The organism is Embleya sp. NPDC025285, from assembly GCF_055558835.1.
The window spans coordinates 31490-57667 of record NZ_JBVHLU010000043.1 but is presented as its reverse complement, the minus strand read 5'-3'; the positions used below and the strand labels follow the sequence as shown (position 1 = coordinate 57667).

Annotated in this window: 23 protein-coding genes; 9 read left to right on the top strand and 14 right to left on the bottom strand. The window is 70.2% G+C overall.

Annotation, left to right across the window (positions count from 1 at the left end; all coding sequences use genetic code 11):
- Positions 1-695: 695 nt before the first annotated feature.
- On the bottom strand, positions 696-2093 hold the full coding sequence (locus ACZ4FV_RS27020; RefSeq protein WP_465323439.1) for an MFS transporter: 1398 nt from the start codon (positions 2091-2093) through the stop codon (positions 696-698).
- A gap of 291 nt (positions 2094-2384) precedes the next feature.
- On the opposite strand from ACZ4FV_RS27020, the gene ACZ4FV_RS27015 reads away from it, so the two are divergent.
- The gene (locus ACZ4FV_RS27015; protein ID WP_395867426.1) at positions 2385-2999 is read left to right on the top strand and encodes a TetR/AcrR family transcriptional regulator; all 615 of its coding nucleotides are present in this window, start codon (positions 2385-2387) and stop codon (positions 2997-2999) included.
- 162 nt (positions 3000-3161) lie between these two features.
- Here the strand turns inward: ACZ4FV_RS27015 and ACZ4FV_RS27010 are convergent, their stop codons facing one another.
- Together ACZ4FV_RS27010 and ACZ4FV_RS27005 are read right to left on the bottom strand one after the other, a co-directional pair.
- The gene (locus ACZ4FV_RS27010) at positions 3162-3539 is read right to left on the bottom strand and encodes a pyridoxamine 5'-phosphate oxidase family protein (RefSeq protein WP_402236889.1); all 378 of its coding nucleotides are present in this window, start codon (positions 3537-3539) and stop codon (positions 3162-3164) included.
- Positions 3536-4312 carry an NAD(P)-dependent oxidoreductase gene (locus tag ACZ4FV_RS27005; protein WP_465323438.1) on the bottom strand — a complete coding sequence of 259 codons (777 nt, stop codon included), beginning with the start codon at positions 4310-4312 and terminating at the stop codon, positions 3536-3538. Before ACZ4FV_RS27005 ends, ACZ4FV_RS27010 begins: the two co-directional genes overlap by 4 nt.
- A gap of 88 nt (positions 4313-4400) precedes the next feature.
- Between ACZ4FV_RS27005 and ACZ4FV_RS27000 the strand changes: the two genes are divergently transcribed.
- The 3 genes from ACZ4FV_RS27000 to ACZ4FV_RS26990 all read left to right on the top strand — a co-directional run bounded on the left by ACZ4FV_RS27000 (position 4401) and on the right by ACZ4FV_RS26990 (position 6806).
- A complete protein-coding gene (locus ACZ4FV_RS27000; protein WP_395867420.1) occupies positions 4401-4997 on the top strand; it encodes a TetR/AcrR family transcriptional regulator in 597 nt (198 codons plus the stop codon).
- Positions 4998-5121: 124 nt separating this feature from the next.
- Positions 5122-5205: a putative leader peptide gene (locus ACZ4FV_RS26995; RefSeq protein WP_395867460.1), complete on the top strand. Its 84-nt coding sequence runs from the start codon at positions 5122-5124 to the stop codon at positions 5203-5205.
- Between the two features lie 464 nt (positions 5206-5669).
- A complete protein-coding gene (locus ACZ4FV_RS26990; RefSeq protein WP_395867417.1) occupies positions 5670-6806 on the top strand; it encodes an LLM class flavin-dependent oxidoreductase in 1137 nt (378 codons plus the stop codon).
- Positions 6807-7208: 402 nt separating this feature from the next.
- Here ACZ4FV_RS26990 and ACZ4FV_RS26985 read toward each other — a convergent pair whose 3' ends face one another.
- Complete coding sequence (locus ACZ4FV_RS26985) at positions 7209-8723, bottom strand: M1 family metallopeptidase (RefSeq protein ID WP_465323437.1); 1515 nt, start codon at positions 8721-8723, stop codon at positions 7209-7211.
- A gap of 985 nt (positions 8724-9708) precedes the next feature.
- Between ACZ4FV_RS26985 and ACZ4FV_RS26980 the strand changes: the two genes are divergently transcribed.
- From ACZ4FV_RS26980 to ACZ4FV_RS26970, 3 genes are all read left to right on the top strand, one after another.
- The gene (locus ACZ4FV_RS26980) at positions 9709-10227 is read left to right on the top strand and encodes a GNAT family N-acetyltransferase (protein ID WP_465323436.1); all 519 of its coding nucleotides are present in this window, start codon (positions 9709-9711) and stop codon (positions 10225-10227) included.
- 982 nt (positions 10228-11209) lie between these two features.
- On the top strand, positions 11210-11869 hold the full coding sequence (locus ACZ4FV_RS26975; protein WP_402236880.1) for a hypothetical protein: 660 nt from the start codon (positions 11210-11212) through the stop codon (positions 11867-11869).
- Between the two features lie 354 nt (positions 11870-12223).
- Positions 12224-12679 carry a hypothetical protein gene (locus tag ACZ4FV_RS26970; RefSeq protein ID WP_402236877.1) on the top strand — a complete coding sequence of 152 codons (456 nt, stop codon included), beginning with the start codon at positions 12224-12226 and terminating at the stop codon, positions 12677-12679.
- Positions 12680-13307: 628 nt separating this feature from the next.
- On the opposite strand, the gene ACZ4FV_RS26965 is transcribed toward ACZ4FV_RS26970, so the two are convergent.
- From ACZ4FV_RS26965 to ACZ4FV_RS26950, 4 genes are all read right to left on the bottom strand, one after another.
- A complete protein-coding gene (locus tag ACZ4FV_RS26965) occupies positions 13308-13718 on the bottom strand; it encodes a transposase (RefSeq protein WP_465323435.1) in 411 nt (136 codons plus the stop codon).
- A gap of 322 nt (positions 13719-14040) precedes the next feature.
- On the bottom strand, positions 14041-14394 hold the full coding sequence (locus ACZ4FV_RS26960) for a VOC family protein (protein ID WP_395867405.1): 354 nt from the start codon (positions 14392-14394) through the stop codon (positions 14041-14043).
- 144 nt (positions 14395-14538) lie between these two features.
- Positions 14539-16062 (bottom strand): alpha/beta hydrolase, encoded by a 1524-nt coding sequence (locus tag ACZ4FV_RS26955; protein WP_402236872.1) that lies wholly within the window; start codon positions 16060-16062, stop codon positions 14539-14541.
- A gap of 110 nt (positions 16063-16172) precedes the next feature.
- Complete coding sequence (locus ACZ4FV_RS26950; protein ID WP_465323447.1) at positions 16173-16313, bottom strand: hypothetical protein; 141 nt, start codon at positions 16311-16313, stop codon at positions 16173-16175.
- On the opposite strand from ACZ4FV_RS26950, the gene ACZ4FV_RS26945 reads away from it, so the two are divergent.
- Both ACZ4FV_RS26945 and ACZ4FV_RS26940 read left to right on the top strand, forming a co-directional pair.
- Positions 16303-17247 (top strand): MerR family transcriptional regulator, encoded by a 945-nt coding sequence (locus ACZ4FV_RS26945; RefSeq protein ID WP_465323446.1) that lies wholly within the window; start codon positions 16303-16305, stop codon positions 17245-17247. The two genes, ACZ4FV_RS26950 and ACZ4FV_RS26945, sit on opposite strands and share 11 nt — an antisense overlap.
- A 732-nt stretch (positions 17248-17979) precedes the next feature.
- The gene (locus ACZ4FV_RS26940) at positions 17980-18933 is read left to right on the top strand and encodes a carbohydrate-binding protein (RefSeq protein WP_395867401.1); all 954 of its coding nucleotides are present in this window, start codon (positions 17980-17982) and stop codon (positions 18931-18933) included.
- A 473-nt stretch (positions 18934-19406) separates the two neighbouring features.
- Here ACZ4FV_RS26940 and ACZ4FV_RS26935 read toward each other — a convergent pair whose 3' ends face one another.
- The 6 genes from ACZ4FV_RS26935 to ACZ4FV_RS26910 all read right to left on the bottom strand — a co-directional run bounded on the left by ACZ4FV_RS26935 (position 19407) and on the right by ACZ4FV_RS26910 (position 26085).
- Entirely contained in the window at positions 19407-20027 is a 621-nt protein-coding gene (locus ACZ4FV_RS26935) for an L-threonylcarbamoyladenylate synthase (RefSeq protein ID WP_395867400.1), read from the bottom strand.
- A 569-nt stretch (positions 20028-20596) separates the two neighbouring features.
- Entirely contained in the window at positions 20597-21718 is a 1122-nt protein-coding gene (locus tag ACZ4FV_RS26930; protein WP_465323434.1) for a hypothetical protein, read from the bottom strand.
- 538 nt (positions 21719-22256) lie between these two features.
- On the bottom strand, positions 22257-22835 hold the full coding sequence (locus tag ACZ4FV_RS26925; RefSeq protein WP_465323433.1) for a hypothetical protein: 579 nt from the start codon (positions 22833-22835) through the stop codon (positions 22257-22259).
- Positions 22832-23086, bottom strand: coding sequence for a DUF397 domain-containing protein (locus ACZ4FV_RS26920; RefSeq protein ID WP_465323432.1), 255 nt, complete (start codon positions 23084-23086; stop codon positions 22832-22834). The genes ACZ4FV_RS26925 and ACZ4FV_RS26920 overlap by 4 nt, the downstream gene beginning before the upstream one ends.
- A 1042-nt stretch (positions 23087-24128) precedes the next feature.
- Positions 24129-24881 (bottom strand): DUF4232 domain-containing protein, encoded by a 753-nt coding sequence (locus ACZ4FV_RS26915; RefSeq protein ID WP_402236856.1) that lies wholly within the window; start codon positions 24879-24881, stop codon positions 24129-24131.
- 466 nt (positions 24882-25347) lie between these two features.
- On the bottom strand, positions 25348-26085 hold the full coding sequence (locus ACZ4FV_RS26910) for a S1 family peptidase (RefSeq protein WP_395867397.1): 738 nt from the start codon (positions 26083-26085) through the stop codon (positions 25348-25350).
- Between the last annotated feature and the right edge of the window lie 93 nt (positions 26086-26178).

Sequence of the window (26178 nt, the reverse complement as noted above, 5' to 3'; positions counted from 1 at the left end):
ATCGGCCAATCGACGGTGTCGGCGGGCGTTGCGTACTCGAGTTTCTTGCGTGGCCGGATATCGGGTCGCAGGGCGGTGCTGTCGGGTTGGACCTGTGTGTGACCCGAGAGACTGGTCGGTGTCTTGGGGAAGTATTGGCGGAGCAGGCCGTTCGTGTTCTCGTCGAGCGGCGCTGCCATGGCTCTTGGGGTCGCAGAAGTACACGGGGACGCCGGTGGCGGCGGTGAACCCGGCGTGGTCGGCCGGTTCCGTGGCTCGGTCCCGGGTCGGCGATGCCATCGCTTTTGGGGCGCGGCTTTCACACGTCGGCCCCGGCGTGTGAAAGCCGCGCCGCCGGTGGACCTGATCGAGGCGCGGCTGCGCACCGGCGAGAGCGGCACCGAGGTGGCCGGCGGCGGGGTGGGGCCCTCGTCGGGCGACCGCGAATCCCACCCCGAGCGGTGGGCGGCGTTCGATCGGCGGTCCGCCTCCGCCGGTCAACGGCCCCGCAGACCGGGTATTCCTTTCGCCGGGGCCGTCATGATCGCCACCGAACGGCTGTGCAACCGTTGCTCCCGGCGCGGGCGCCGTAACCACGAGAGCACGACGGCTTCTCGCTCCCACCCGTATACGAGGATCTCCCAGTCGACTTCGTGAGACACGGACGCCATGGCCGAGTCGTCCTTCGCGACTCGGAAGAAGGGATGGCTCCGCCGCTATGTCGTCCGCTCTGCGGGGAGTCGGGCGCGCCTCGTCTCATCCGGTTGCGTCGGGCGTGCCGGGCGGAAGAGTGTGAGTGCCGTGGCGGCGGCGAGTCCGGCGCTGATCGCGGCGGCGGCGAACGCGGTCGCGACACCGTGGGTGAGGACGTGTTCGGCGCTCTGCGTGGGGGGTGCCCCGCGCGTCGCGGTGCCGAACACGGTTACCCACACCGCCAGGCCCAGGGTGCCGCCCATCCACTGCGTGGTCTGCAACAGCCCCGACGCCGCGCCCGATTCGTGCGCGGCGACGCCCGACAGGCCGTAGATGTTCAGCGGCGTCATGGCGATTCCGGCACCTGCTCCGATGAGTATCACCGGTCCGAGGACGCCCGTCGGGTACTCGGTGGCGTCCCCGAGGTGGGCAAGCCACGCAAGCCCGGTGGTGCAGGCGAGCGCGCCGACCACCACCGGCAACGCGGTGCCCACGCGCCGGGCGAGCGCGGGCGCGAGCCTGGCCATCGTGAACTGGGCGGCCATCAGGGGCAGGAAGGCCAGGCCGCTCTCGACGGGGCTGAAGCCCCGCCCTTCCTGGAAGTACCGGCCGAGCATGAAGAGCACGCTGAACATCGCGGCCGAATAGAACGCGACGATGGGCAGTACCCGGGCCAGGGTGCCGGACACGGCCAGGCGCAGCGGTAGGACGGGCTCGGCGGCGCGCCGCTCGACCAGCCCGAACGCGGGCAGGAGCACGACTGCGGCGACGAGGCCCGCGATGGTACGGCCGTCGCGCCAGCCGTCGGACGCCGCGCGGATGAAGGCGTACACCAGGGCGGTGATTCCGGCGGTGCCGATCAGCGCGCCGGCGAGGTCGAAGCGTGGGCGGACGGCCGGGGCGGGCCGCTCCGGCTCGCGGACGACGCGCATGGCGAGCGCGACGAGGATCGCGCCGAGCGGCACGTTGACGAGGAAGACCCAGCGCCACGAGGCGAGTTGGGTGAGCACGCCGCCGAGGATGAGGCCGACGGACGCGCCGCCGCCGAGGACCGCCGAGTACCACGACAGGGCGCGCGCCCGTGCGGGTCCTTCGAACGTGCTGACGATGAGGGCCATCGTGCTGGGTCCGACGAGCGCGCCGCCGACGCCTTGCAGGACACGGGCGCCGACCAGCCACCAGGCCCACGGTGCGAGGCCCGCGAGCAGCGAGGCCGCGGTGAACAGCAGAACGCCGGCGAGGAACGTCCGGCGGCGCCCGAATGCGTCCCCGAGCCGCCCGCCGAGCAGGAGCAGGCCGCCGAAGGCGAGCGTGTACGCGTTGAGTACCCACGATGACGCGGTCGGCGAGAGGTCGAGGGCGGAGCCCATGTCGGGCAGTGCGAGGTTGACCACGGTGACGTCGATGCCGATGAGCAGCATCGAGCCGGTGACGACCGCGAGTACGAGGCCGACCCCGCGGGCTCCGGGCCCGGGTGGGCCGCCGGGAGTCCCGGGTGAAGACCCGGGTGAAGACCCGGCCCGCGCATCGGATGGCGCCTCGGATGCGCGGGATGCGCTGGACCCGTCGGACGCGGTGGTAGAGGGCATGGCTGAGCTCCGCAGTTCGGGACAGGGGAATTTAAGAGACTATCCAGTCTCCTATGAGGACTATAGGAGACCAGATAGTCTCTTACAAGGGATTGGGGATACTGGAGTCCGCAGACGAGAAAGGTGACCGCGTTGGAATCCCCCACCGGAGAACCCCGCCACGCCGCGGCGTCACCCACCCGACGGCGCGGCCGCGAGCTCCAACAGGCCATCTACCAGGCGACCTTCGAGCAACTGCGCGAGGTCGGCTACGCGGGCCTGACGATGGACGGCGTCGCCGCCGCCGCGCGAACCGGCAAGGCCCCGCTGTACCGGCGCTGGCCCGACAAGGACGCCCTGCTCGTCGACGCGCTGCGCGACCGGCTGCCCTCGGCCGACGACATCCCGCTCGCCGGCGACCTGCGATCCGACCTGATCGCGATCCTGCGCTTCTTGCACAGCGCGTGCACGATCAGCGCCGACACGGCGCTACAGACGGTCAAGCAGCAGTCCGAGGCCACACACGCGATGGTGCGCGAACGCATCTCCGAGCCGACCCGGCGCCTGATGCTGCAGACCCTGCGCGCGGCGGAAGAACGCGGCGACACCCGCCCCGGTTCCGCGACCCCCCTCGCCGCCCGCGTCGGCCCGGCCATGATCACCTACCAAAACCTGAGCGCACCTGCGGAACTCACCGACGAATTCGTGGTGTCCGTCGTCGACGACGTCCTGCTCCCCATGCTGCGCGGCCCGGCTTGACCTCGGCGGTCTCCGCGTCGCCCACGCTCGCACTCGCGCTCGGCACTCGCGTCGGGCAACCCCGTCGGGCAACCCCGGGCGGCCACGACGGCAGCACCCGCCACCTGCGGGCCCACACCGCCCGCTCGGGCCCCAAAGCCGGTCGTGGCGTAGCGGTGGACGCTAATGGGTCCCCAACACGCGGTCGACCGCGATCTCGAGGACCACGCGGCCCGGCGGATCGGGCGGCGGAGAGCCGTACCGGACGGTGTAGCGGCGGACGCCTTCGTCGACTCGCCGCGGATCGGCGGACAGCGTCGCGGGGCCTTCCAAGGTGATCCACCGGAAGCCTGCCGGCCGGCAGATCGCGGCCCGGCTTCCCGGGGCGGCCGACACGTTCCGTGCCTTGCGTGTCGTGCCGATCGTCAGGACTCGGACCAGTCCCGACGTGCCGTCCCAGGTGAAGCGGACGACCACCACGTGCGGCGAGCCGTCGGGACGAAGTGTCGTCAGCGTCCCGACACTCGGCGACGCCAACAGGGCCTCGGCGGACGGGTTCACTTCCCCGCCTTCTGCAGTGCGTTGGCGTTCTTGCGCGTGTCGGCCTTCGCCTGTGCCTTGGCCTTCGCCTCTGCCTTGGCCTTCTTCTCCGCCTTGACCTGGCGCAGGATCAACCTGGGGATGCTCATCGGGACGTCCCGGGTCGCCACTCCCATGGCCTTCCCGATGAACCGATCATCCTCCAGTTGGCTCAGCATGGCGGCGGCGAGATCGGTCCGTGCGGTGTAGAGCCCGTCGACGCTGTCCTCGCCGACTTCGAAGTTCGTCACCTCGTGGTGCTCGAAGAGCCCGCCCGGACGCACGATCGTCCAGTCCAGATCGCTTGTCCTCATCAGCGCCTCCATGCGGCGCATGTCGTCGTGCGCCGTCTTCGCGATCCTGCGATTGACCAGAGGGTCCATGACGAGGTTGAAGAAGTGCTCGCCGGTGGGCCGCCAGGCGGGGTCCGTCACGCTGGAGCTGACCGCCAAGAAGCGCTTGACGCCGTGCTGTTCCATGCCCGCGAAGATGTTCCGTACGCCGTCCGAGTAGACCGTGACCGACTCCCGGGTCGGTGGCACTCCCAGCGCCGACACCACCGCGTCGCTGCCCGCGACCGCCGCGGCGACGGCGTGCGCGTCGGCCACGTCCACGCCGGCGACGGTGAGGCCCGTGCGAGGGGCCAGGGCGTCGGCTCGCCGGGAGACGGCGGTGACGAGGTGGCCGGCGGCGAGGGCCTGGTCGGTGAGTTGACGGCCGGTCGGGCCGGTGGCGCCGAAGACGGTGATGCGCATGTGTTCGCTCCTTGTTTCCCGCCCCGGACGTCCCCGGGGCTCGACAGACGCCGACTCTGCCGGGGCGAAGGCGTGGTATTCAAAGACGATGAATAAATCTCGGGGCCGTCCACGGGGCAACCCGCCGACCAGAGCGCTCATCGCCGAAGCCGCGCGCGGCCTGTTCCTCGAGCACGGATACCGCCGTACGACCCTGCGAGCCATCGCCGCGGCGGCCGGCGTGGACCAGGCGCTCATCAAGTACCACTTCGGGTCGAAACAACGGCTGTTCGGCGAGGTCACGGAGTTGCAGTGCGCCCAGTCGTTGGGGCTCACCGAGGCGCTGCACGGTGACCCGGCGGGCGTCGCCGACAGGATCCTGGAGGCCGTCACGGATCTGTGGGACGCCACGGTGGTCAACCGCGACGCACTGCGGGACGAGGACGTGATGGCAGTCCTGCGGGAGTACCTCGATGGCGAGGTACTCCCCCAGATTGCTGAATATCTCGGCGGGACGGACGCGACCGAGCGCGCGACCGCCGTCGTCACGGTGATCGGCGGACTGATCTTCACGCGGTACCTGCAACCGCTGCCGGCTGCGAAACGGCTGTCCCCGGCCGACGTGCGACGCGTGCTGGGACCGACACTTCGGGCGGCGCTTCAGGGCGGACGGGTACGGAGCGGGACGCGCCGCGCCGCGGCCTGACCACGCGGGCCGGGGACGCGCTGTGCCGCGCTCTTGGGTCGGGGGCTTTCCGGCTGGTGTATTGCGGTTGGTGGCACGGGTTGGATCTTGACGATCGTTGGTATCGACTGCGAGCATCGGCGGCATGCAGACGCGATTGGTGCTCACGCGGCGACGCCATGTCGACCTCTCGCGTGTCTCCAGTGCCTTCTGTTGCGCCGAGGCCTGATTCCGGGTTCGACCCCGTAGGCCCGCCTCCCGTGCTCACGTCCACCGGTGGACGGCGGTTGTCGGGCAATCACCGCAGCCGCAGCGCCTGAACCCGGCGTCTGGCGTGCCCGGCCGGTCCGGTGTGTCCGGTGCATTCGTCGTTTTCGGTGCGTTCGTCGCGTTCGATGACATCGGCGTGCCGAAGATTTCGGGAGCACCCGCAATCGGCGGTATCCGCAACGGGAGTTCCGCGGGTCCGCGCCTGCCGACGGCCGCAGCTTCGCGAGCGCGGGCTTCGACTCCGCGGGCCTGAGCTTTCACGACGACCGGGACGATCTCGGCCGGCGCCTCACCGGGAGCGGGAGCGTCGCCTCGACGGGGTGTGGACGCTGTGGTCCTCGGCGGTCGGCCGCGTCGACAAGGTGTCCCGGCGCCGCACGTACAACGCCCTCAATGTGCCGACGATCCAAGCGGAGTCTTCCCGTGTCCCTCACCTTTCACTGGTTCCTGCCCACCAACGGCGACAGCCGGCATGTCGTCGGCGGCGGCCACGGAGCCCCGGTCACCACCTCCGGGCGGGATCGGCCGCCGACGGTCGCATACCTGAGTCAGATTGCCCGTGCCGCCGAGGATCTCGGCTTCGTCGGTGCGCTCACGCCCACCGGCGCCTGGTGCGAGGACGCCTGGTTGACCACCGCGATGGTCGCCCAGCACAGTGAACGGCTGAAGTTCCTGGTCGCGTTCCGGCCCGGCTTCGTTTCGCCGACACTGGCCGCGCAGATGGCCTCCACCTTCCAACGCCACACCCGTGGACGGCTGTTGCTCAACGTCGTCACCGGAGGCGAGAGCCAAGAGCAGCGCGCCTACGGCGACTTCCTCGACAAGGACGCCCGCTACCGGCGTACCGGTGAGTTCCTGGAGATCGTGCGCGGCCTGTGGGAGGGCAAGACCGTGGACGTGCGTGGCGACCACCTCCGGGTCGAGGCCGCGACGCTGGCCCGGGTCCCCGATCCGGTGCCAGAGGTGTACTTCGGCGGTTCCTCGGCCGTCGCCGGAGAGGTCGCGGCACGACACGTGGACGTGTACCTCACCTGGGGCGAGCCGCCGGCCCGGGTCGCGGAGAAGATCGCGTGGATCCGCGGGCTGGCGGCGGAACACGGCCGCGTGCTGCGCTTCGGCATCCGCCTGCACGTGATCACCCGCGACACCTCGGCCCAGGCGTGGGCGGAGGCGGAGCGGCTGTTGGCCGGCTTCGATCCCGAAACGGTGAGATCCGTACAGGCGGGGCTGGCCCGCAGCGAGTCGGAGGGGCAGCGACGGATGCTGGCATTGCACGGGGGCGGCAGTCGGGACGGTTTGGAGATCCATCCCCATCTGTGGGCCGGAATCGGGCTGGTGCGCGGGGGCGCGGGCACGGCGCTGGTCGGCAGCCACGCCGAGGTCGTCGAACTGATCAAGGAGTACGCGGCGTTGGGGATCGAGGAGTTCGTGCTCTCCGGCTATCCGCACCTGGAGGAGGCGTACTGGTTCGGGGAGGGGGTGCTGCCGAGGCTGGCCGCGGAGGGCCTGTGGCGGCACCCGGACGAGGAACGCGCGGTCGGGGCCGGGGGCGGGTCGTGAGCGGTGGGGCAAAACGCGCGATCTGCTCTCGGTTGGTCTCATCGCTGCAGCCGGGCCGTCGCACCACCGCCGATGTCGACGCCGATGTCAACGCCGATACCGATGCCGGCGCCGGCGTCCGCAGCATGGCCGGTCGGCGTCTCGGGTTCGGCCTGCATCCCGGCCTGCCGGGCGCCTCGGCTGGGCCCTGGGCGTCCTGCGGGCCGCCGATGAGCTGCAACTCGCTCTGACTGTCGGCTCGTCCGTCCTCTTCCGCTTCGTGTTGACGCGATTCCCTTGCGTAATAAGAAAGTTGAGCCACGCCGCAGCCCGGATCCCCCGGGGCTGGGCACGGCGAACGGCCCGGCCGTCCGCTTCACCTGCGGATGGCCGGGCCGTTCGGGGTTCAGAGCGGACGGCTCATCAATCCTCGTGCGCGTGCACGGTGTTGGTCTCCTGGATCTTCTTCCAGGACTTCGGCTCCGGCAGTACGTCCGCCGTGACACTCGACTTCGCCGGGCTCGGCGCCGCCGCCGCACCGGCCGAGCCCGCCGCGGGCTTCGCCGGCGTGAACAGCCAGGTGTTCAACAACTCGCCCAGCGGCTTGCCGGAGATCCGCTCCGCGTACGCCTGGAACTGCTGGATGGTGGCGTTGCCGTACTTGCGCTCGGTCGGCCACCCCTTGAGGATCCGGAAGAACTTCTCGTCACCGACGGCGTTGCGCAGCGCCTGCACCGCCACCGCGCCCCGGTCGTAGACCGCGATGTCGAACTGATGGTCCGCACCCGGGTCACCGGGCTTGACGGTCCAGAACGCGTGGTTGGCCGGGTAGAGGTTGTAGACGTAGTCGGCCAACTCCTGGGCCGTACCCTCGTTCTCGTGCTCGGACCACAACCACTGCGAATACCGGGCGAAGCCCTCGTTGAGCCAGATGTCGCTCCAGCGCTGCACGGACACGCTGTCCCCGTACCACTGGTGGGCCAACTCGTGTACCACGACGGAGGTGTTGACGCCCCGGGCGAACTGCGCGGGGCTGTAGAAGATCTGCCCCTGGGTCTCCAGCGCGTACCCGGTGGGGACGTTGGGCACGTAGCCGCCGACCGTGCCGAACGGGTACGCGCCGAAGTAGCCGCTCAGCCAGTCGACCAACTCACCGGTGCGCTCGACACTGGCCTGTGCCGCACCGGCGTTGTCGCCGAGGTCCTTGCTGTACGCGGTGATCACGGGCAGGCCGCCCGGGGTGGTGTCGGTGCGGATGTCGAACCTGCCGATCGCCAGCGTGGCCAGGTAGGTGGCCTGCGGCTTGTTCTGCCGGTAGTTGTAGCGGGTCCAGCCGGCCCGCGAGCTCTGGGTCGAGGTGCCGTTGCTGACCACCTGGGTGCCGTCGGGCACCAGTACGGAGACGTCGAAGGTGGCCTTGTCGGTCGGGTGGTCGTTGCTCGGGTACCACCAGGCCGCGCTCTCCGGCTCGTTGGCGGCGACGCCGCCGTCGGGAGTGCGCAGCCATGCCGACTGGCCTCCGCGCTCGACCTCACCGGGCTTGTCGGCGTAGCGGACGACGACGGTGATCGGGCCGCCCTTGGTGATCACCCGGGCGGGGGTGACCTCCAGTTCATGCTCACCGGTGCCTGCGAACTTGGCGACGCGGCCGTTGACCAGCACCTCCTTCACCTTGAGCACGAAGTCGAGGTTGAAGCGGGTGAGGTTCTGGGTGGCGGTGGCCAGGATGGTGGTGGTGCCCTCTAACTCGTCGGTGGCGGGCTGGTACTTGAGCCGGATGTCGTAGTGCGAGACGTCATAGCCGCCGTTGCCGGCGTACGGGTAATAGGGGTCGCCGATGCCCGCCGCTCCCGCGCCGACGTTGGCGGCGGAGGCGGGGACGGACAGGAGCATGGCGAGCGCGCCGGCGGCGGCAGAGACGATCAGCCTCTTGCGCACAGTGGTCCTCCACAGGGTCACTGGGAAAACGGGTCGGATCGATCCTTGTCCCTACGGGCCCTGTCCCACGCCCGAACGAACGGATGTTCGCGAGACGAAAGCGAGCCGAAATGAGGGCGCTGCGATCTCGTTGCGACACCGCCCCGGCCGATGGCTCCTCGGGGCCCATCGCCAACGGCGTTGATCCCGGCGCCGGCGCCGGGATCGGCGAGCCGTGCTCTGGCCGCGGGCCGTCGTATTTCTCGACGTGCAGATGCCCGAGCAGCTCGGTCGGCGCGCGCCGGGTGTGCGCCGAAAGCTCCCCGATCCGGCAGGCATGGGGCGGTCATCTCGTGCTCGAACTCGACGCTCTGCCCGTTCGTAACAGCGTGCGCTGCTCCTGCGCCGGGTGGAAGGTTCCGTCGTCGTTGGCGGCCTGCGACCAGGGGACGTTCGCCACGGCGGGGATGTGGCCGGACACCCGCGCCTGCCATCGCCCGCACACGGCTGACCGTGCCCCTCCCGCCGTGGCCGGCGGACCACGTCCCACGACACGGCTGCTCGTCCCGGCAGTTTGGGCGGGCCTTGCGGACGGCGTCGCGCAGGGCGTTGGCGACCGGTTCGGTGCGCAGGTGGTCGGCGGTCGCCCAGCCGACGACTTCGCGGGTGGCGATGTCGATCACGGTCGCGAGGAACAGCCGACCCTGCTCGACGGCGCGGCGCCGGGGCCACGCTGCGGCGGCGGAAGTGGGCGGCTCGGGAGACCTTCAGCGGTTCACCGACACGTTGGACGCTGTGACCTGCGCTTTTCTCCGTCTCGATGAGCGGGTGCACCGGCACCGGGTCTCTCTCACGATGAAGGTCGTGGCCCGCTTCAGGACCTCCATTTCCTGGCGCACCCGGGTGTGCTCCCGCCGCAGCCGGGCGAGTTCCTCAATCCGCCGCCGCCGGGCATGACCGGCGAAACCCGCTTGACCCTCGGCGCGGACCGTTCGAGGGTTCACGCATGAGGACTACGCTCCGTCTGGAGAAGATCACCCCTGCCAACTTCGACGCCGCCGTCGCCCTGCGGGTACGCCCGGACCAGGCGCATCTGGTCGCCCCGGTGGTGAAGTCGCTCGCCCAGGCGTATGTGCATCCGGATACGGCCTGGCCTCGTCTGATCCTCGACGGGGACCGGCCCGTCGGGTTCCTCATGGCGTTCTTCGACATCGATATGGCGTTCTTCGACGACGACCCGACCGAAGCCGGGGCGGCTCGGGACGAGGACGGGGGCGGGAAGGTCGCCGACCTGCGTTCGGGGCTGTGGCGCCTGAACATCGCGGCCGGGGAACAACGCCGCGGATATGGCCGGTTCGCGGTCGCGTCCGTGGCCGACGAGATCCGGCGCCGCGGCGGTACCCGCCTGACGACCAGCTGGCACCCCGGCGACGACGGACCGGAGGGCTTCTACCTGAGGTTGGGCTTCCGACCGACGGGAGAGAACAGCGGAGACGAACGGATAGGCGAACTCGACCTGTCCTGACTCCCACCCTTCACCGGGCCTCGAACCCCCACCCGGCAGGGGTTCGAAACCTCGACTCCCGCACCTCGGATGCCGATCCTCGCCGAGGTTCGGAACCCCGACCTCGCGGATGGGTCGCGGCGACTCGGCGACTCGGCGACTACGAGGCCGACACGAAGCGGCCCTGTTACGGACGAGGCCGTCCATCCCTTGGCGAAGACGGCCCGACGAGGTGAATCCGCCGGACGACCCCGGTGCCGGCGACACCGACACGCAGCGGCCTCCACACGAACGGGGCCGCTCCCCTCGTCGAAACGGCCTCGACGTCGTGAGCCGTACGGCAACGTGCCCGGGGGCGTGGGGCGTGGAAGCCCGTCGCCCGGGAACGTCGCCGACGACAACGCCGCAGCCCGACACGACCACCTCACCCCTGGCAGTGGATGACCGGCGAGAGCGAGGCCCACGAGCCGAATCGCACACCGATAAGGGCCCGTTACTACTCCCCGAGCCTGGCCCCGGACGCGAAGGGGTCGGCGGCACCGGGCAGCCGGGCGCATGGCCGCCGACAGGGCCCGCGCAGCCCGCAAGGGCGGGGTCCTCGACGCGGTGGTGGTGCCCGTTCCCCCGGAGGCGGCGCTTCTTCGCTCGATGTGCTCCCCGGAGTCTGCGGGCGGGGTTGGCCGCGAAATCCGTGCTCGGCAGGGCGGTGTGTTCGGCCGTGGGTTCACGGGAAATCGGTGATGTCGGCCTTGTGGTCGGGGTGTTCGGTGGTGTCGATGTCCGGCGGTCGGGACCGGTTGGTCTTTTGGTGTGAGCCGCTGCAAAGCGTTTGAAGTCGGGCATCTATCATGATCGTCCGTTTCCGGTTCCCCGGAACGTCGAGCCGGGGAAGGCGGCGATTACGCACGGCGTCATCGGCCCCAACCGCTCGGACATCCGAGTCGGTACAGGGCGGTGGAGCGTGGTGGGTCGGCAGCCGGAAGCAAGAGCCACACCTCCCGAGGTGGACAGCGAGAGGCTTTCGCTGGTGCTTCGCGACACCTATGCCAAGCCGGGTACGTCGACGTGGAGAGGCAACGGCAAGGCGTCGGCGGCCCTCGCCCACGAACTCGGCACGGGGGAACGCACCGGAAACGACCGCTTCCACGCGGTCGACGTCGCCGACCTCCTCGGCCGGTATCACAAGTTGCTGCGCCACGACCGTACGCTCACCGAACGCGACCGTCGGGTCACCGTCACCGAGTCCACCGAGTTGTGGAGCGCGCTGCAGGCGCCCGACGAAGCCGGCGCGATCACCCGGTGGTTGCTCGGGAATCCCGCACGAGTGCGTACCGTCCTGGACGTCGCCGACCGGGTCCGGCGCGACCCCGACCTGGCTCCGGCCACCGGATCCCGGTTCGAGACGTCCCCGTACGGCAGACGCACCCTGATCGCCGCCGCACCGCTGCGGGGGCTGCTCCGAGACCTGGGGGCCGCGAGGAAAGGTCGCGGCGCGGCGCCACCGGCCACTCCCGGTCTCGATCCCACCCGGATCACGGCCGCCGGCCTGCCGACGTCGAGTCGCCCCGCCGTCGAACCCGGCGACGGTCGCCGGGGCCCGGCTGCGGCACCGACGGAACCACACCGGAGGCGAGAGCGCCCCGGACCGGAACCCGGCTCCTGACCCGAACCCGGCTTCCGACCCGAACCGGCGATCGAAACCCACCGGACACGGGAACGCACAGGGATCCGGCCCCGGCTCCCGAGCCGACCCGATGAGCCGACCAAACCCGACCCGACGATCGGAACCGAACCGGAGACGGAAGCACCCTGGGTCCGACTCCGGCTCCCGACTCGGGGATCGGACCCGCACCGGAAGCGGGAACGCCGCGGACCCAACCGGCATCGGATCCAATCCGCGATCGGAACCGCGCTGGGCAGGAACACCCGGACCCGAACCCGAACCGACTCCCGAACCGACTCCCGAGCCGAACCCGGCTCCACCGTCCCACAAGCACCACGAGCGCGAGGCCGCAGGATGACACGACCCCGATACGACACCGGACGAACCCGGCCCGCATCCGGTCGGCTGTTCAACCGGCTCTGGCGCGCGTGCCCCGCGGCGCGGCCCCACCTGGACCGACTGGCACACGAGGCCGGGCTCGACGCCACGGCGGCGGAGCGTGCGATCCCCGGTTCGGTCGCGCGTGCGCTCAACCCGTACAGCGTGTTGTCGGAGGCGTTCTTCTGGCCCGTCCTGGCTCCGGCCGCCCGCACCGGTGACGTCGGGCGACTACCCGCGCTCGCCGCGATCGTGGAAGCACTGCTCGCGTCCTCGGACGAGGACGTCCGGGACGCGACCCACATCCGCGTCCTCACCCCGCTCTCGCAGGACCCCGAACTGTGGCCCCGTTTCCGCCCGTTCGCCGGCCCACGCCTCCTCGCCGCCGTCCACACCGCGGAACCGAACCCACACCGCGCCGAACCCGAGTGAGCCGGAACCAGGCACCCGTAAGGGGGCATCCGCCGGCGAGCCGCGCGACCGTGCCCCCGGCCGGTTCCGCGGCCGAGCGAGCGTCGAGATCCGCCTTCCAGCCGCCGGCGGGGCCGGCCGCCGCGTTCGTCGTCACTGCCGGACGCCGAGGTGATCCACCGCGGTTCGCGGACGACACGGCCGCGATCCGGACCTCGCGCGCGATCGGCCGAACGCGTGGCGGGCCGAGGGCGGTTCCGGCCGATCGGTCCACCTCTCGAAGGCGATCCGCGTACACCCGTGCAGGCGCAGCATCCGTGCGGTCGGCCTGCTGGTCGGTGGGCCCGGTGGCCGCGCGGATCCTGCCTCGGCGGGTCATGTCCCGTGTAGTGGTGTAGCCGGGTCGAGTTGGTCGATGTCCTGGGGGTAGACCTTGTCCATGCTGCCTTCGGGGAGGTAGCGGCGGGGGAAGGCGATCCATCCGTCGTGCATCTCGACGAGGACGCGACCGCCCGCCTCGGGGATGCCGGTCGCGATGACCGCGGCCTGGGGGACGATCCGGCGCTGGACGCGGGCGTGCAGTAGGTCGCGTCCAGATCGATGTAGGGAAAGCGGATATGATCCAGTGCCGCGTGCGGAACACCGTTGGTTAGGTGTCGAGGTTGCCGCAGATGCGGGGCACTCGGACTCGAGATCCCGATGTCCCCACCAAGTGCTTTGACCAGGTCGTCCACGCTGCGGGTGGAGACACGTGGACGTATGCCTCCATGATGACCGCGTAGAGGGCCTGGTCGCTGCGGCGCCGGCGTTCCGGCAGCGAGGGGAAGAAGCTGCCGGAGTCGACCTTGGGGATCGCCGGGTCCAGGTCCCCGGCCTGCGTGGTCGGCACCCTCTCCCGGTGCCCGTTACACCGGGTCGCCCGGGTCTCGGCGTGCTCGCCGGGCTCGCCGGGCTCCGCACCGATGTGGGCGGCGGCCTCGGCTTCGTTGAGTTCCTGCAGGATCCGCCGGGCCGGGACCGCACCGACTCGATTCCGTCCGCCGTACGCGGTGACTCCCATCAACCGGAGTAGGTCACGCCGAGACGAGGCCATCGCGTCACCTCTCAACGAGCGTCACTACTCACAGAGTTGCGCGATGGCCGCCCCATGACCAGGGGCTATACCGAGATCACCGGGTACACCACTCGGCAGGACACCATCCGGTGGTTCGTAGGTCGTCCGGGCCGAGCCGCGCGTCGTCGACGCACCAGCCGGAGCCATGCACGGAGGCCACGGTCGGAGCACCCGGCGCAGCCGGGTCGGCGAGCTGCGAGTGGGGCAGCTGCGGGTGGGCGAAACCGTCCGGCACTTCCGCCCGAACGGCTGCCCGGCCCGGACCGGCTCAGCTCTTCCGTTCACCCAGGACACAGAATTCGTTGCCCTCCGGGTCGAGGAGAGTCACCCAGTGCTGCTCGTCCTGCACGGTGTCGGCGCGCCGGGCACCGAGGGAGAGCAGCCGGGCGACCTCGGCCGCCTGGTCGTCGGGGCGGAAGTCGGGGTGGAGCCGGTTCTTCGACGTCTTGCCCTCGGGGACGGGCACGAAGAGCAGCCCCGGCATCCGGTCCGGCTCGGGCCGGATCTCGATGATCTCCTCGGATTCGTCGACCACTACCCAGCCGAGAGCCTCGGCCCACCAGCGCCCGAGGGCGATGGGATCGGAGGAGTCTACGATGATCTGTTCCCATTCGAGTGCCATGGGCGTGAGCATAAACAGGGTCGGCCGGCTGCCGGGGCTGGGGGTAAGTACCGTCGACCGCCGGTCCGGTGCGCGGGTCGTATCCCGCAGAGCGGTGTGGGGAGCTGGGAGGTGGGGGCCAACATCGGTGCCCCACCTGCGAGTTCACTCGGCGAGGTGGTGCAGAACCGAGCGCATCGCACCCTGCATGGCGGCGCGTGCCTCCTCCGTGTGGTCGATCGTGTCGAAGCCGTGGTGACCGAGCGGTACGTCGATCACCTCGATGTCGGCTCCCGCCGCCTCCGCCGCCGACAGGAACCGCGCCACGGTCGCGGCGATCGCCTCGTGCTCCAACTCCACGCGGGTGAGCACGATCGGCAGCCGACCCGCCGCACCCACCGCGTCCGCCGGACGGAACCGCGAGTCCCCCAACCCCCAGTTCGGCAGCGGCGCCAACACCGGGTAACTCGCCGCCAGGCAGCGCAACCACTCGGGCGGAGCCGCGAGCCAGTCCGTCGTCAGCAGGCCGCCACCCGAGAAGAACCACAGGGCGACGCGCTCGCCGTCGACGCGCGGATGCGCGCGTACCCGCTCGACCGCCGCCACGACGTCGGCGGCGGCCCGCTCGAAGTCCTCGAGACCGTGCAGCCGGTGATCCACCGTCACACCGACCGCCCCCAGACTCGCCGCGAGTCGGGCGTGGCCCACCAGACCCGGCCAGTCGCGCGGCGTCGGCCGTGCGTCCGGGGGCACCGGGCCGCCGTGCAGGAACACGACCGCGGGACGCGGGGAATCGTCGTCCGGCAGATGCAGATCGACGGCACCGATCCGCTCGCGCGGGCACGGCGGAACGTCGAGCAGGAACGGCCGCCGATGCGCCGGTTCCTCGCGCGTCGCGGTCGCTGCACCCATCACGTGCCCCTCACCCGAGGCCGCACCCATGAGCACCGTCGCCAGTTCGTCGGGGGCGGACACCATCGGCCAATGTCCGGTGGTCAGTTCGAAGAGCGTCACGCGGCGTTCGACGAGAGCGCCGAGACGGGCGTCACCGAGACTCGCGAGCGACTCGAGCAGGGCGATGTCCGTACCGCTGGAGGTGCACAACACGCCGGTTGCCGGGAGTTCGTCGACCGCGCCGGAGAGCACGAGGGGTTGTCCGAACGTCCCCTCCGGATGCGGCGCCGCCGACCGGGTCATCGCCGCCAACGCCTCCGGCGCGAGACCGTCCGTACTGCCCCACAGATGCCACTCGTCGGGCGACGGTGCGGGCAACCGCGTGTCGACCTCTCCGGGAGCCCGCTCCTTGTGCCGCTCCGACAGCCCGTCGCGGACGCCCTGGAGCGGCACGAGCGCGAGAGCCGCATCGCCGTTGCTCGGCATGCCCGCGTCCAGGTACACCACCCGCGCGATCCGATCCGGCCGTCGATCGGCCGCGCCCAGCACCGGATGGATGCCGTAGTCGTGCCCCACGAGAACCACCTCGCGCGCGTCGGCGTGCTCGATCACCTGCAGCACGTCCTCGATATGCGTCTCCAGATCCGTGCCCGGACCCGCGAGGTGGCGGCGGTCGCCGAGACCGGTCAGCGTCACGGCGTGCACCTCCGCCCCCTCCCGCCGCAGCCGGGCGGCCGTCCGCCGCCATATCCAGCCGCCCGTGAAAGGACCCGACACCAGGACGAATGCCGTCATGACCTTCTCCTTCCGTACCGTCGCAACGCTGCGTCGCCGCGCTGCCGCGCCCCCGGCCAGATCGGCCGTCCGCGCTCGTGGGTACGGTAGGAACTCCCCTTGAGGGAGGTTCAAGTGTCGTCTCCGCCACGGCCCCGGATCACGCCGTCGCCACCGTCCGCGCGCTCGCCATTGCCCTTGCCCCTGCCCTCGTCTTCGTCTTCGTCTTCGTCTTCGTCTTCGTCTTCGTCGGCCGATGGTCTGCGCAGCATCGGGGAACTCGCGGAACAGGCCGGCGTCACCGTCAAGACCGTGCGCTACTACTCCGACCAAGGCCTGCTGCCCGAGGCATGCCGCAGCGCCGGCGGTCATCGCCGCTACGCGCCCCAGGCATCCGAACGCCTCCGCCTCATCCGTTCGCTCCGCGGCCTGGACCTCCCCCTCCCCGCGATCCGTCGCATCCTCGACCGCGACGGCGCGCCCGGCAGCGTCGACCAGGACGCCCTCGAAGACGCCGTAGCCCGCCACCTGCGCGAACTCGGCTCGCAGATGTCCGCGCTCCGCTGGCGCGAGGCCGCCCTCCTGCTGCTCCGCGATGCCGCACCCGACGAGCGCGCGGATCGGCTCCACCTCGTCGGTGCCATCGCCACGCCACCCGACACCACCGCGATGGCCCGCTTCTGGCGCCGCTGGCTCCCCGCGCGGCTCCCGGCCCGCGTCACGGCGATGATCATCGACCACGCGGTGCCGCAACCCCCCGACGACCCGACGCCGGAACAGGTCCTGGCGTTCGCCCGACTGCACGCGTTCGTCACCGGCAACTGCCCCGGAGACAACCTCGACGAGTGCCAACCCGCCGTGCACCGGCCCGAGGAGGGCTACCGGCCCGCCGTGCTCTACGACGGCCTTGTCGACGCGTACGCGCTGGCATCGACACAACTGCGGGCGCGGCGGACACCGGAGCCGGGAGAGGCCCTGGACTGCTTCGTCGACGCTTACGCCACGTCACGCCGCACCGGCGACACGGCGCCCTTCCGCCGCGCCCTGCACGGCCAACTCGCTTCGGACCCGCGCGTCGACCACTACTGGCAGCAGGTGGCCGCAATCCGTACGCCCGGCTCCGGCGCGTCGGAACCCACGCCCGGTGCCGCACACGACTGGCTCACCGAGGCCCTCGCCGCCGACATCGGCCTCTCGGCAGCCTGAGGCCCACGCGGGGGGCGGGCCGGGCCGGGCAGGGCCAGGCCGGGAAAATCCCGCGCCTGGGGTGCCGAGTTGGGGCGTGTGGGGCAGCCGGGCCGTGGGGCCGGCCGCATGCCGACGACCTACGCCTTCGGGAGGTGTTCCGTCATGGCCGGCCCCGGGCGAGGACGCGCGCCCCGCACTCCCCCTGGCGCCGTCCGGCGTCGACGAGGTCATACGCCGCAAGGAACGTCGCCCCATGAACACGACCGTCCACAGCCGCGTCGAGGCCGCGCGCACTCCGACTCGACCCCGGAGGCGGAACCGACGGACGTCGGGTTCGAGTCGCAACAGACGTCGAGTTGTGTACTGCGGCCGTTACGCGGCCCGCACGGTCCCCGTCCGACGACAACGGGCGACTGTTCAACCACCGGTCGGCCTCGTCCGTCGATCGCCGGTCCGGGTTTCGGCTGTTTCACGCGAGCGGGGGCGTCTTGAGGGCCCACGACCACCGCGTGTGGCGGACGGACTTGTGGCGCCCGGATCACGTGATGTTATGGGCAGATGTGATTACCCCGGGCACCGTGCCACCGGCTACTTTGGTGCCGCCCGATCGGAGCTGTACGGGAACGTCCCGCCCGACGGTGGTCGGTTCGGACTCCGCGGCGGCGCTCGTCTCCCGGTTTCATGCCACTTCCGCCCCCGTCGAGGAGACGCATGTCCCGCCGCGCCCGTCCACGTCCTCGCTCGTTACCCATGGCACTGGCAACCGCCGTGGTCACCACGCTCGTCGCGCTCGTCGCGCTGGGCCCGGCCGGACCCGCCGGTGCGGCCGGCTCGCCGCCGTCCGACGCCGTTCCCTCGCCCACCGCGCCGCATCGGGGAGTCGTCGCGCAGCCCGGATCCGACGCGCCGACTCCCGGGCGGGACGCGGCCGTTCGGGCCTTCGTCGAGCAACGCGCCGAGCTGCGCGCGGCGCTCGCCGGCGACTCCGCGGACACGCCGGACCACGCCGCGAAGGGCGGTGCGGGCGCGAGCCTCGCACCGACGCACAACTTCTGGGGTGTCTTCCCACAGCCGGGCACGCACGACGGGATCACCGCCACGCACAGCGTGGATCCCTCGTACAAGGTCACCAACTCGCAGAACTTCACCTACGCCCCGACCACCAAGGCGCAGAACTCGTGCATGGAGGTGGTCACCGCCTACTGGAGCCAGGGCGCCGAGATATGGGCGTGGGACTGGTGCGGCACGAGCGGCCCCGCCAAGACCCTGAAGGTGAATGCCGACTTCCTGGCGAAGTACACCACCACCACCGGTGGAATCACGTCCTACAGCGTGCAGTTGACCAAGGACGCCACCTCGGGCAACGCATGGTCGTCGTATCTGTACAACCACCGCACCCAGGCCTGGGAACTGCTGTTCCGCTCCTCCGGCACCGACCAGAGCCGGCTCGCCTACGGCTGGGACATCTTCGAGATCTACGCCACGGTCAACCCCGCCACCGGCAAGGGCTACTTCTGCACCGAAGCCCGCAGCACAGCATTCGACAGCGCCGACATCAAACTCCGCAGGGCCGGCGCATGGCAACTCGCCACCCCCACCGACTCCCCCTGGACCAGCACCAACCCACGCGGCAGCGACTTCCTGTGCCCGACGCTCACCTTCACCCGCGCCGCAGCCAACCACCACTGGACCGTCCACCCCTGACCATCACAAGTACCGCGCCACGACCGGACTTCGCACGGGCCGGACCACAACGCACGCCGGACCCGCACCCGCACCCGCCGCAAGTCGGCCTTTGCCGCGTCCGCTTCCGCGACCTCCACCACCCGACCGCAACACCTCGCCCGGAGGGCCTCGCAAGGCCCTCCGAGGCGCTGCCGATCCGTCGGCACACCACCGGGCAGCGAGCCGAGTTGTAGTCGATCGCGATGATCAACTGGGCAAGGGCCGGCAGGGCCAGGGTCAATCCGAGACGGCGGCGCGGCGGTGTGGCGGTGCACTCGCCGAGATGATCACCTCGGGCGTCGACCCGCTCGCCCGCTACGCCACCACCACACACTGACCCCTCACCTCGCCCCACACCGCAACCGCGCACCGACCGGCCCGGGCCCGGTGTCGCTCGGGCCCGGGTCGGCGGCTCGACCCGGGCGCCGGCGTCTTCGCCCGAAGGCCGGCCGCTACTCGAACCGCGCGGTGTCGCCCGCGCCTCGGCGTACGATCTCGGCCTCGTCGCTGGAGTAGTCGACGACCGTGGTCGGCTGGGTGCCGCAGTCGCCCGAGTCCACCACGGCGTCCACCACGTGGTCGAGCCGCTCCTTGATCTCCCAGCCCTGTGTCAGCGGTTCGTCCTCGCCGGGCAGGAGCAGCGTGCTGGAGAGAATCGGCTCACCGAGTTCGGCGAGCAGGGCTCGGGTGACGACGTGATCGGGAATGCGGACGCCGACCGTCTTCTTCTTCGGGTGCAACAGTTGCTTCGGTACCTCGGACGTGGCGCGGAGGATGAAGGTGTAGGGACCGGGCGTCGATGCCTTGATGGCACGGAACGCGTCGTTGTCCAGGTGTACGAACCGGCCCAGTTGGGCGAAGCTCTCGCATACCAGGGTGAAGTGGTGCCGGTCGTCGAGGTTGCGGATCGTCCGGATCCGGCTGATGCCGTCACGGTTGCCCAACTGGCATCCCAGTGCGAAACAGGAATCCGTCGGGTACGCGATGAGCGATCCGGCGCGGATCAGGTCGACCACGCTGGTGATGGTGCGCGGCTGGGGGTTATCGGGGTGCACATCGAAATACTTCGCCATCCGCCGACCCTAAGGGGAAGAGCGCCCGCTGCCGGCCAACGGATGCGACTCCGAACCTGATCGCCGGCCCCGGCCCGCGGTGGCGTCGCGGCCGGTGCCGGTGTCAGGTGTGCTCGGTGAGGTGGGCCGGGAGCCGGCCGACGAGGGCGCGGACGGCTCCGGAACGGCTCCGCCGAGGACGATCTCGGTGCAGGTCCGCCGTCGCGATCCGGAGGCAGAGTCGGTGATGGGATGGGGGTGGCGGGAATCGTGGTCATGGTGGCGGGCCCCGAAACGGTGGTGGGTAGCGCTGCCTGAGCGGGCACACCCATCGCCGCCCCCTACAACGGCGAAGCGGCGGGATCGGGCGGGGGCGCCCAACTGGTTCGGGAGGTGCGGTGTACGTTCGGGTCGGGGCGGGGAACGAAGGGGCCGACGGCCCCGCCGTTGTCCGTGGTCGGGCCCTGGTGGCGTCCCGCGGTGTCGGTGGCGTTCCCGGGCCCTGGCAGTCCCGATCGTCGTCCCGACACGGCAGGCGGCTCGCGCGCGCCCACGCTCGGCGTGAACGCGGTTCCATGGGACGCGCGTCGTCAGCCTTTTTCCAGGCTTTTGTGCACACCGGCACCGGTTGCCATGAATGCGCTGTGGATGGGATTCTGCAGAATGCGATCGGCCGAGGCTCGCTGATTCGTCATCACGCGGGACGCCGACACGAAGCCCAGGCTGCCGGTCACCGGGTCCTGGGCGCGGATCGGGTTCGACTTTTCGGGCTTCAGCCCCGCGACCGTGGTCGGAGCGGCCCAGCGAATAATATCGGGCAAGGACATACGGGAGTCGTTGAGGTAGGCGTTGGAAACGGCGGGACGGGGCTTGAAAACCCGGGTCAGGTTGCGGAACCTGTGGACGAGACCCGCAGTGGCCCTACCCGCTCCTCGCAACGAATCCATGACGCGGGCCCCGACGCGTCCGGCGCCCGTTCGATCGGCGATTCGCCCTCCCCATTCCCGGGCGAAGTCGCCGGCCCGTTCTCGGAGGTTCGAGCGGCGGCCGGTCCCGCTACCGTGCCACGGGCGATCGAGATCGTTCATGAGTTCGCCATAGGCATCAAGGGCGACCTCGTGCGGCCGCCCAGTGCTCAGGCGCACGACCTCGAAGGCTCGGGCACCCAACTCGTACTCCTCTCCCTCGAGAAACTTGAGCGCGTACTTTCCGAGGACGCGCCCGACCTCGATGGTCGACGTATTGTTTCTCGTGCGCCGGGCATTCCTTCCGATCTTGGAAATGAGGTCGCTTCCCTTGACGCCGCGGCCGCCGTTCTTCCTCGCCTCGGCGTCGGCTTGAAGAATGTGCCCGAACTCGTGGGTCGCGATGGCGATCGGATTCGCCGGGACATCCTGACTCTCCCATCCATTCTCGATATCATGGCGCAGAGTGTCCAGGAGGATGTCCCGATTATCGACTCCCGCCCAGTTCGAATCGAATGTGATCTTCTCGTCGTCGGCGATTGCATAGGCATTGCCAAACGATTCCGAGATATCCTCTATCGCAACCACGCGCAATCCGGAGTCGGGAAAGTCCTCGATACACCGCAGGAGGCCCTCGACGTACTCACGAGCCGTCTCCGAATGTGTGGCCTCACCACCCAGACTGGCGGTGAGGTCAACGCCGGCCACCCAGGCCTCGTCGACGAGGACCATCTCGATGTCGTCCACGGTTCTCGCGTTTCGCAGGCTCTCCCGAATCTCGGTGGAAGTTTCGGGGAAACGAAACGGGACGGACCTGGCCCATGGATTCTCGATCTCCGTCCCCTTCCGACACCGATGATCCGACGGCCCATCGAAGCGCCAGGATCCCAGGCCCCCGCCCCCACCGCCATCGACCCCACCCATGGCACAGCCGTCTCGTCCGCACACTCCATTCCGGTACGAGGCGACTGCGGCGCACGCGCGCACCGTACGGGATCGAGGGGCGGGTCGTGGTGGGCGGCGCGTCTCGCAGCCGACGCAGGCGGTCCCGCTTCGCCGTGGTACTACGCACGAAGCGCCGGGCGGGCAGGACGGAGCCGTCGGCGCGTCCGGCTTGTCGGGTCGACCGGCACGCGCCGATCGCCGAACCCCCGCCGCAGGTTCGTACATTCCCGGTGGCGGCCCGGTCGCAACCGGTAGCTCCGGGAGCTACGCGACGGCTTCTCCTACGTGTAAACACGGGAGGGCGCCTCGCCGACGCCGGTGGGCGTCTGCCCGAACGGCGCTATCGGGGGACGGAGCCGTAGCCCGGGGGGCGGTCGAGCGGAAGTTCCGTGATGCCCAAGTCTCGTCGCATCACCTGGCGCACTTCGTACAACATCTCGGCGGCCTTGTCGATGTGCGCCTTCAACGCGTCGAGGTTCTCATCCGGCGTTTCGCCCCTGTCGTGTTGCCGCACGACTCGGTGCACGAGGTACAGGCGCTGGACGAGTGGCCCGACCAGTTCGATGACGTTGTCCGCGGCGATCATCTGTGCCTTCGCGTAGGCGGCTCTCAGTTCGCCTTCGGATTCGTCCTCGACCTGGACGTGTGATGGCTCGATCGTTTGGTTTGCCTTCAAGGTCCGCCAATGGTGCAGCAGGTGCGTGTACTTGTCGCGTAGGGCCTGGTTCAGGTCGCCGTACGACTGCCGCCGTGCCTCGAGGTGGGCGCGGCGCGCGTTCTCCGCCTCGGTGTCGATGTGCATCCGTTCCGCGTGGCGAAGTTCGATGATCTTGGATTTCATCGCTCCGCGTTGCGCGAAGACACCGGCGGCGAGCGTACCGACCACCCCGACGATCGCCACGATGAGTGAGTCGTTCACGGACGGTCCGAATCGGTGGGCCGCACCCGCGTGGACGCCAGGAATCCCTGCCACGCCGGTCGGCCGAACAGGATGCTCTCGGGCCGGGGCCAACCGGAATCCCGAACGCCGACGCGAACCGACACCGGGGCGACCTCGACGCAACATCCCTCGGCACCGCTGTGGGTGCTCTTGCGCCAGCCGGGCCGCTCCGGGTTGCCGCAACTCGGGTCGGCCTTACTGTTCTTCGTCGACTTCCGGCGCCCGCCCATGAGCGTCCCCTCGTTCGCTGGTCACTCCATCATGTCGAACCGTCCTACCAGGCGCGGGACTTCGTGTGGACCGGATGGAGTACACCTGGCCACGTACCGGGAGGAACGACAAGAAGAGGGCTGCGACCCTGCACAACAAGAACGGCAACGTCGAACGCCTGCGCGTCATGTGACGCGCTGACGCACGGACACACGAACACACGGACGCGCAAGAGCCCGTCACGACGGTCCTCGACGTCTCGTGACGGGCGTCGACCCGTCACACGCTTCGGGGGATTCACTCATCGTCCGCCGCCTTTCCCGCGCACGGCGCACGTGGCACGTGGCACGTGGCACGGAGGTTGTACCCGGGGCGGCCTCGGTGTCGGGAGACGCCGGTCGGGCGCGGTGTGGGAACTCCGGCCCGTACGAGGGAAACGAAGGTGAGCACGACTATGAGGGGTCGGAGGTTCCCGGCTCCGCTGGGCCAGGTGGTGCCTATCACTGGGGTGATCCTTCCGAACATCCGATGCACGCGACCCGCGGATGTCCGGGAGGTACGCCCGGAGCGCGTGGGCGGCGTGAAATGCCCTTCGCTGTTTTCCCGTTCGCGAGGCCCGTTCCGTCCGGTCCGGGTTCCAGGATCTTTCGTACGGTGCTCGAAGGGTGCTCGAACGCCGGCCGATCGGCGCACCGTCCCTCGTTGGGCTCGGCCACCGTTTCACGGCCGGCGGACGGCTCGGGAAGGGGTCGTCGGGGTCGGGTCGAGGTGTGCGCCGGGATGAACAAGAGCGACATCGTCAGGTTCGTCGGTGGGCGTGCGTCTGCGGCCGCCGACCGATTCCGGAACGGTGCGGTGGTGGTGGGGAGTACATCCCTCGCCGGGCGGACGGGTCGCGACTGGGGCCGTGGTCTTGCGGGGTTGTCGGCCGGGATTCGGTCCGCGCAGGTGTGCGGGCGGGTTCTTTGGGGGTTCGCCGGGTCGCCGGGTGTGGCGAGGGCGGGGTTGTGCGGTGACCAGGGCCTGGGTTCGGCGGCGCTTCCGTGTGCGTTGCCGTTGCGGTCAGGAGGTTGTGGGTGTGTCGGCGGCGGTCATCGAGGTGACCGCGTCTGTGACCGTGCTGCGGTAGAGGCCCAGTTTGGGCTTGAGGACGGGGGTGGCGGAGCCGAGGGGGAAGTTGAGGGTGTCCGCGTTGGCCATGTGCTCGGGGTCCGCGAGGACGTTGAGTTCGTCGACGCGGGTGGCGGAGGTGCTCGCACCTTCGGGGTTGAGGTCGATCACCGCGTAGGCCGTTTGGCCGACCGACAGGGGGTACGCCGGCGCGCCACCCAGGCCGCCGGGGATCAGCGGCTTGACGCTCGCGGTGCGATCGGATGACTTCGCGGTGTCCAGGTAGACCAGTGGATAGTGGCTCAGACCGCACGCGGTGGTACCGGTATTGCGGACCTCGATCACCCGTTGACCGGTCGCGCCGGGGCGCGGGGTCACGCGTATCGACAACTTCTGCTTGTCGCACGGGTGGGTGTAGGCGTAGGCGTCGTCCGCTCCACCGCCGGGCTTGTTGTTCGCGCCGGATGTGGCCCCGGCGGGCGCACTCGGACGCGAGGACGCCGAAGTGGACGACGTGGGCGCGGCGGCGGGCTGCCCCGAGGTGAGCGAATCGGGCTGTGCGGCCGGTGCCCCGGTCGGCGGGGACGACACCGAACCACCCGCCGCGGGTGAGGACGCGCCGTCGGACCCACATGCCGCCAGGCTCAGGACGGCACCGGCAACGAGAGCGGTCGACAGGATCAAGGGACGGCGACGCACAGACATGGGGGCTCTTCTCGAACGCGCATGAACAACGGGACGGTTCCAAGGACGGAACCAAGATCCGTTCGAGTTCCGCGCCGCACGTCACAATCGACGGGACAACACACCCACGAAACCGTGACATACGAACCCCTTGAACCCCGCGTGGCGATCCGATATCCGCGATCCGATATCCGGCGATGCGTCGACCGCGGCGCTCGGTGACCGCCGCCTCGATCCGCCGCCTCGATCCGCCGCCTCGCCCCGCGGCCTCGCCCCGGAGGGTGGCGGCTCGCGGGGCGGTTCCAGGAGCTGTTCCTGTTGGAACGACGTCGAGTCGGAGCTCGGTGGGGCGGCGGTGTTGGAAGCTGTGAGGCGTCCCGCAGTGCGTCCACGCAGGGCACCGCCCCTGGGCCCGCCCGGAGTTCGGTGGCGGGGACGGGTCCAGGGGCGAGAGGAAGGCGCAGCGAGGTTGGGAACGACGAGTCGGTCAGACGCCCGCGATGGACTGGATCCACGAGCGGTACGCGGTCACGTTCGTGTAGGCGGTAGTGGTTTGACGGTCACTGGTGGATGCAACGCCGACCTGGATGCCGTTCGCGTTCATCGGACCGCCCGAGTCGCCGCCCGCGGTGATGCCGTTGCCGTAACGGGCGCAGATCGCCGAGCCGTTGTACGCGTCGCGGCAGCCGCCGGTGACCGTCACATTGGCGACTTTCAGGAACTGCGACTGGCAGTTGATCTCCTGGCCGCACCGGGACGTCGCGCCCCAGCCGTAGACCTGGACGCTCTGACCCACCGTCACCGATCCGGGCTGCCCGAGTCGGGCGTAGGTCGCCGAGACGGAGCGGTCCAGGCGCACCAGGGCCAGGTCCGCCGACGGGCTGGTGTAGGTCTGGGCGCCGTTGGCCACGGTGCCGCCGGAGCTCTGGTCGAGGCTGCCGATCCGGAAGGTCAACTGCCCGCCGCTGACGCAGTGTTTGGCGGTGAGGATCCAGGTGGGCGCGATGATGGTCGAGGTACAGGTCTGCCTGCCGGCGGAGAACAGGCGGGCTGCCCATGGGGCGTTCTGTGCGTATCCGCCACCGATGATCGGCTGGGGACCGTTGGCCGACGGGTTGTCGTTGGAAACGCCGGCTGGGGCGGGGGAAGCAGTGGCGGTGGCGCCGAGGGTGAGCACCATGAGCAATGCGGCCAAGAGGGCGGGGACGATCTTGGTTATTCGCAAAGTTCCTCGTTTCCGACGACACGCGATATCTCGCGTGTGGGGTGCAGGGGGTACCAGGATCCCCAACGCCGGATTCCACGGGTAATAGCAATC

Coding starts and splice junctions, on each gene's coding strand:
- ACZ4FV_RS26995 (WP_395867460.1), top strand. CDS start 5,122: ATGCAGACGCGATTGGTGCTCACGCGGCGACGCCATGTCGACCTCTCG.
- ACZ4FV_RS26950 (WP_465323447.1), bottom strand. CDS start 16,313: ATGCTGCGCAGACCATCGGCCGACGAAGACGAAGACGAAGACGAAGAC.
- ACZ4FV_RS26960 (WP_395867405.1), bottom strand. CDS start 14,394: ATGGCACTCGAATGGGAACAGATCATCGTAGACTCCTCCGATCCCATC.
- ACZ4FV_RS26965 (WP_465323435.1), bottom strand. CDS start 13,718: ATGGGAGTCACCGCGTACGGCGGACGGAATCGAGTCGGTGCGGTCCCG.
- ACZ4FV_RS26955 (WP_402236872.1), bottom strand. CDS start 16,062: ATGACGGCATTCGTCCTGGTGTCGGGTCCTTTCACGGGCGGCTGGATA.
- ACZ4FV_RS26920 (WP_465323432.1), bottom strand. CDS start 23,086: ATGGGCGGGCGCCGGAAGTCGACGAAGAACAGTAAGGCCGACCCGAGT.
- ACZ4FV_RS27005 (WP_465323438.1), bottom strand. CDS start 4,312: ATGCGCATCACCGTCTTCGGCGCCACCGGCCCGACCGGCCGTCAACTC.
- ACZ4FV_RS26935 (WP_395867400.1), bottom strand. CDS start 20,027: ATGGCGAAGTATTTCGATGTGCACCCCGATAACCCCCAGCCGCGCACC.
- ACZ4FV_RS26915 (WP_402236856.1), bottom strand. CDS start 24,881: ATGTCTGTGCGTCGCCGTCCCTTGATCCTGTCGACCGCTCTCGTTGCC.
- ACZ4FV_RS27020 (WP_465323439.1), bottom strand. CDS start 2,093: ATGCTGCTCATCGGCATCGACGTCACCGTGGTCAACCTCGCACTGCCC.
- ACZ4FV_RS26940 (WP_395867401.1), top strand. CDS start 17,980: ATGGCACTGGCAACCGCCGTGGTCACCACGCTCGTCGCGCTCGTCGCG.
- ACZ4FV_RS26970 (WP_402236877.1), top strand. CDS start 12,224: ATGACACGACCCCGATACGACACCGGACGAACCCGGCCCGCATCCGGT.
- ACZ4FV_RS26980 (WP_465323436.1), top strand. CDS start 9,709: ATGAGGACTACGCTCCGTCTGGAGAAGATCACCCCTGCCAACTTCGAC.
- ACZ4FV_RS27000 (WP_395867420.1), top strand. CDS start 4,401: ATGAATAAATCTCGGGGCCGTCCACGGGGCAACCCGCCGACCAGAGCG.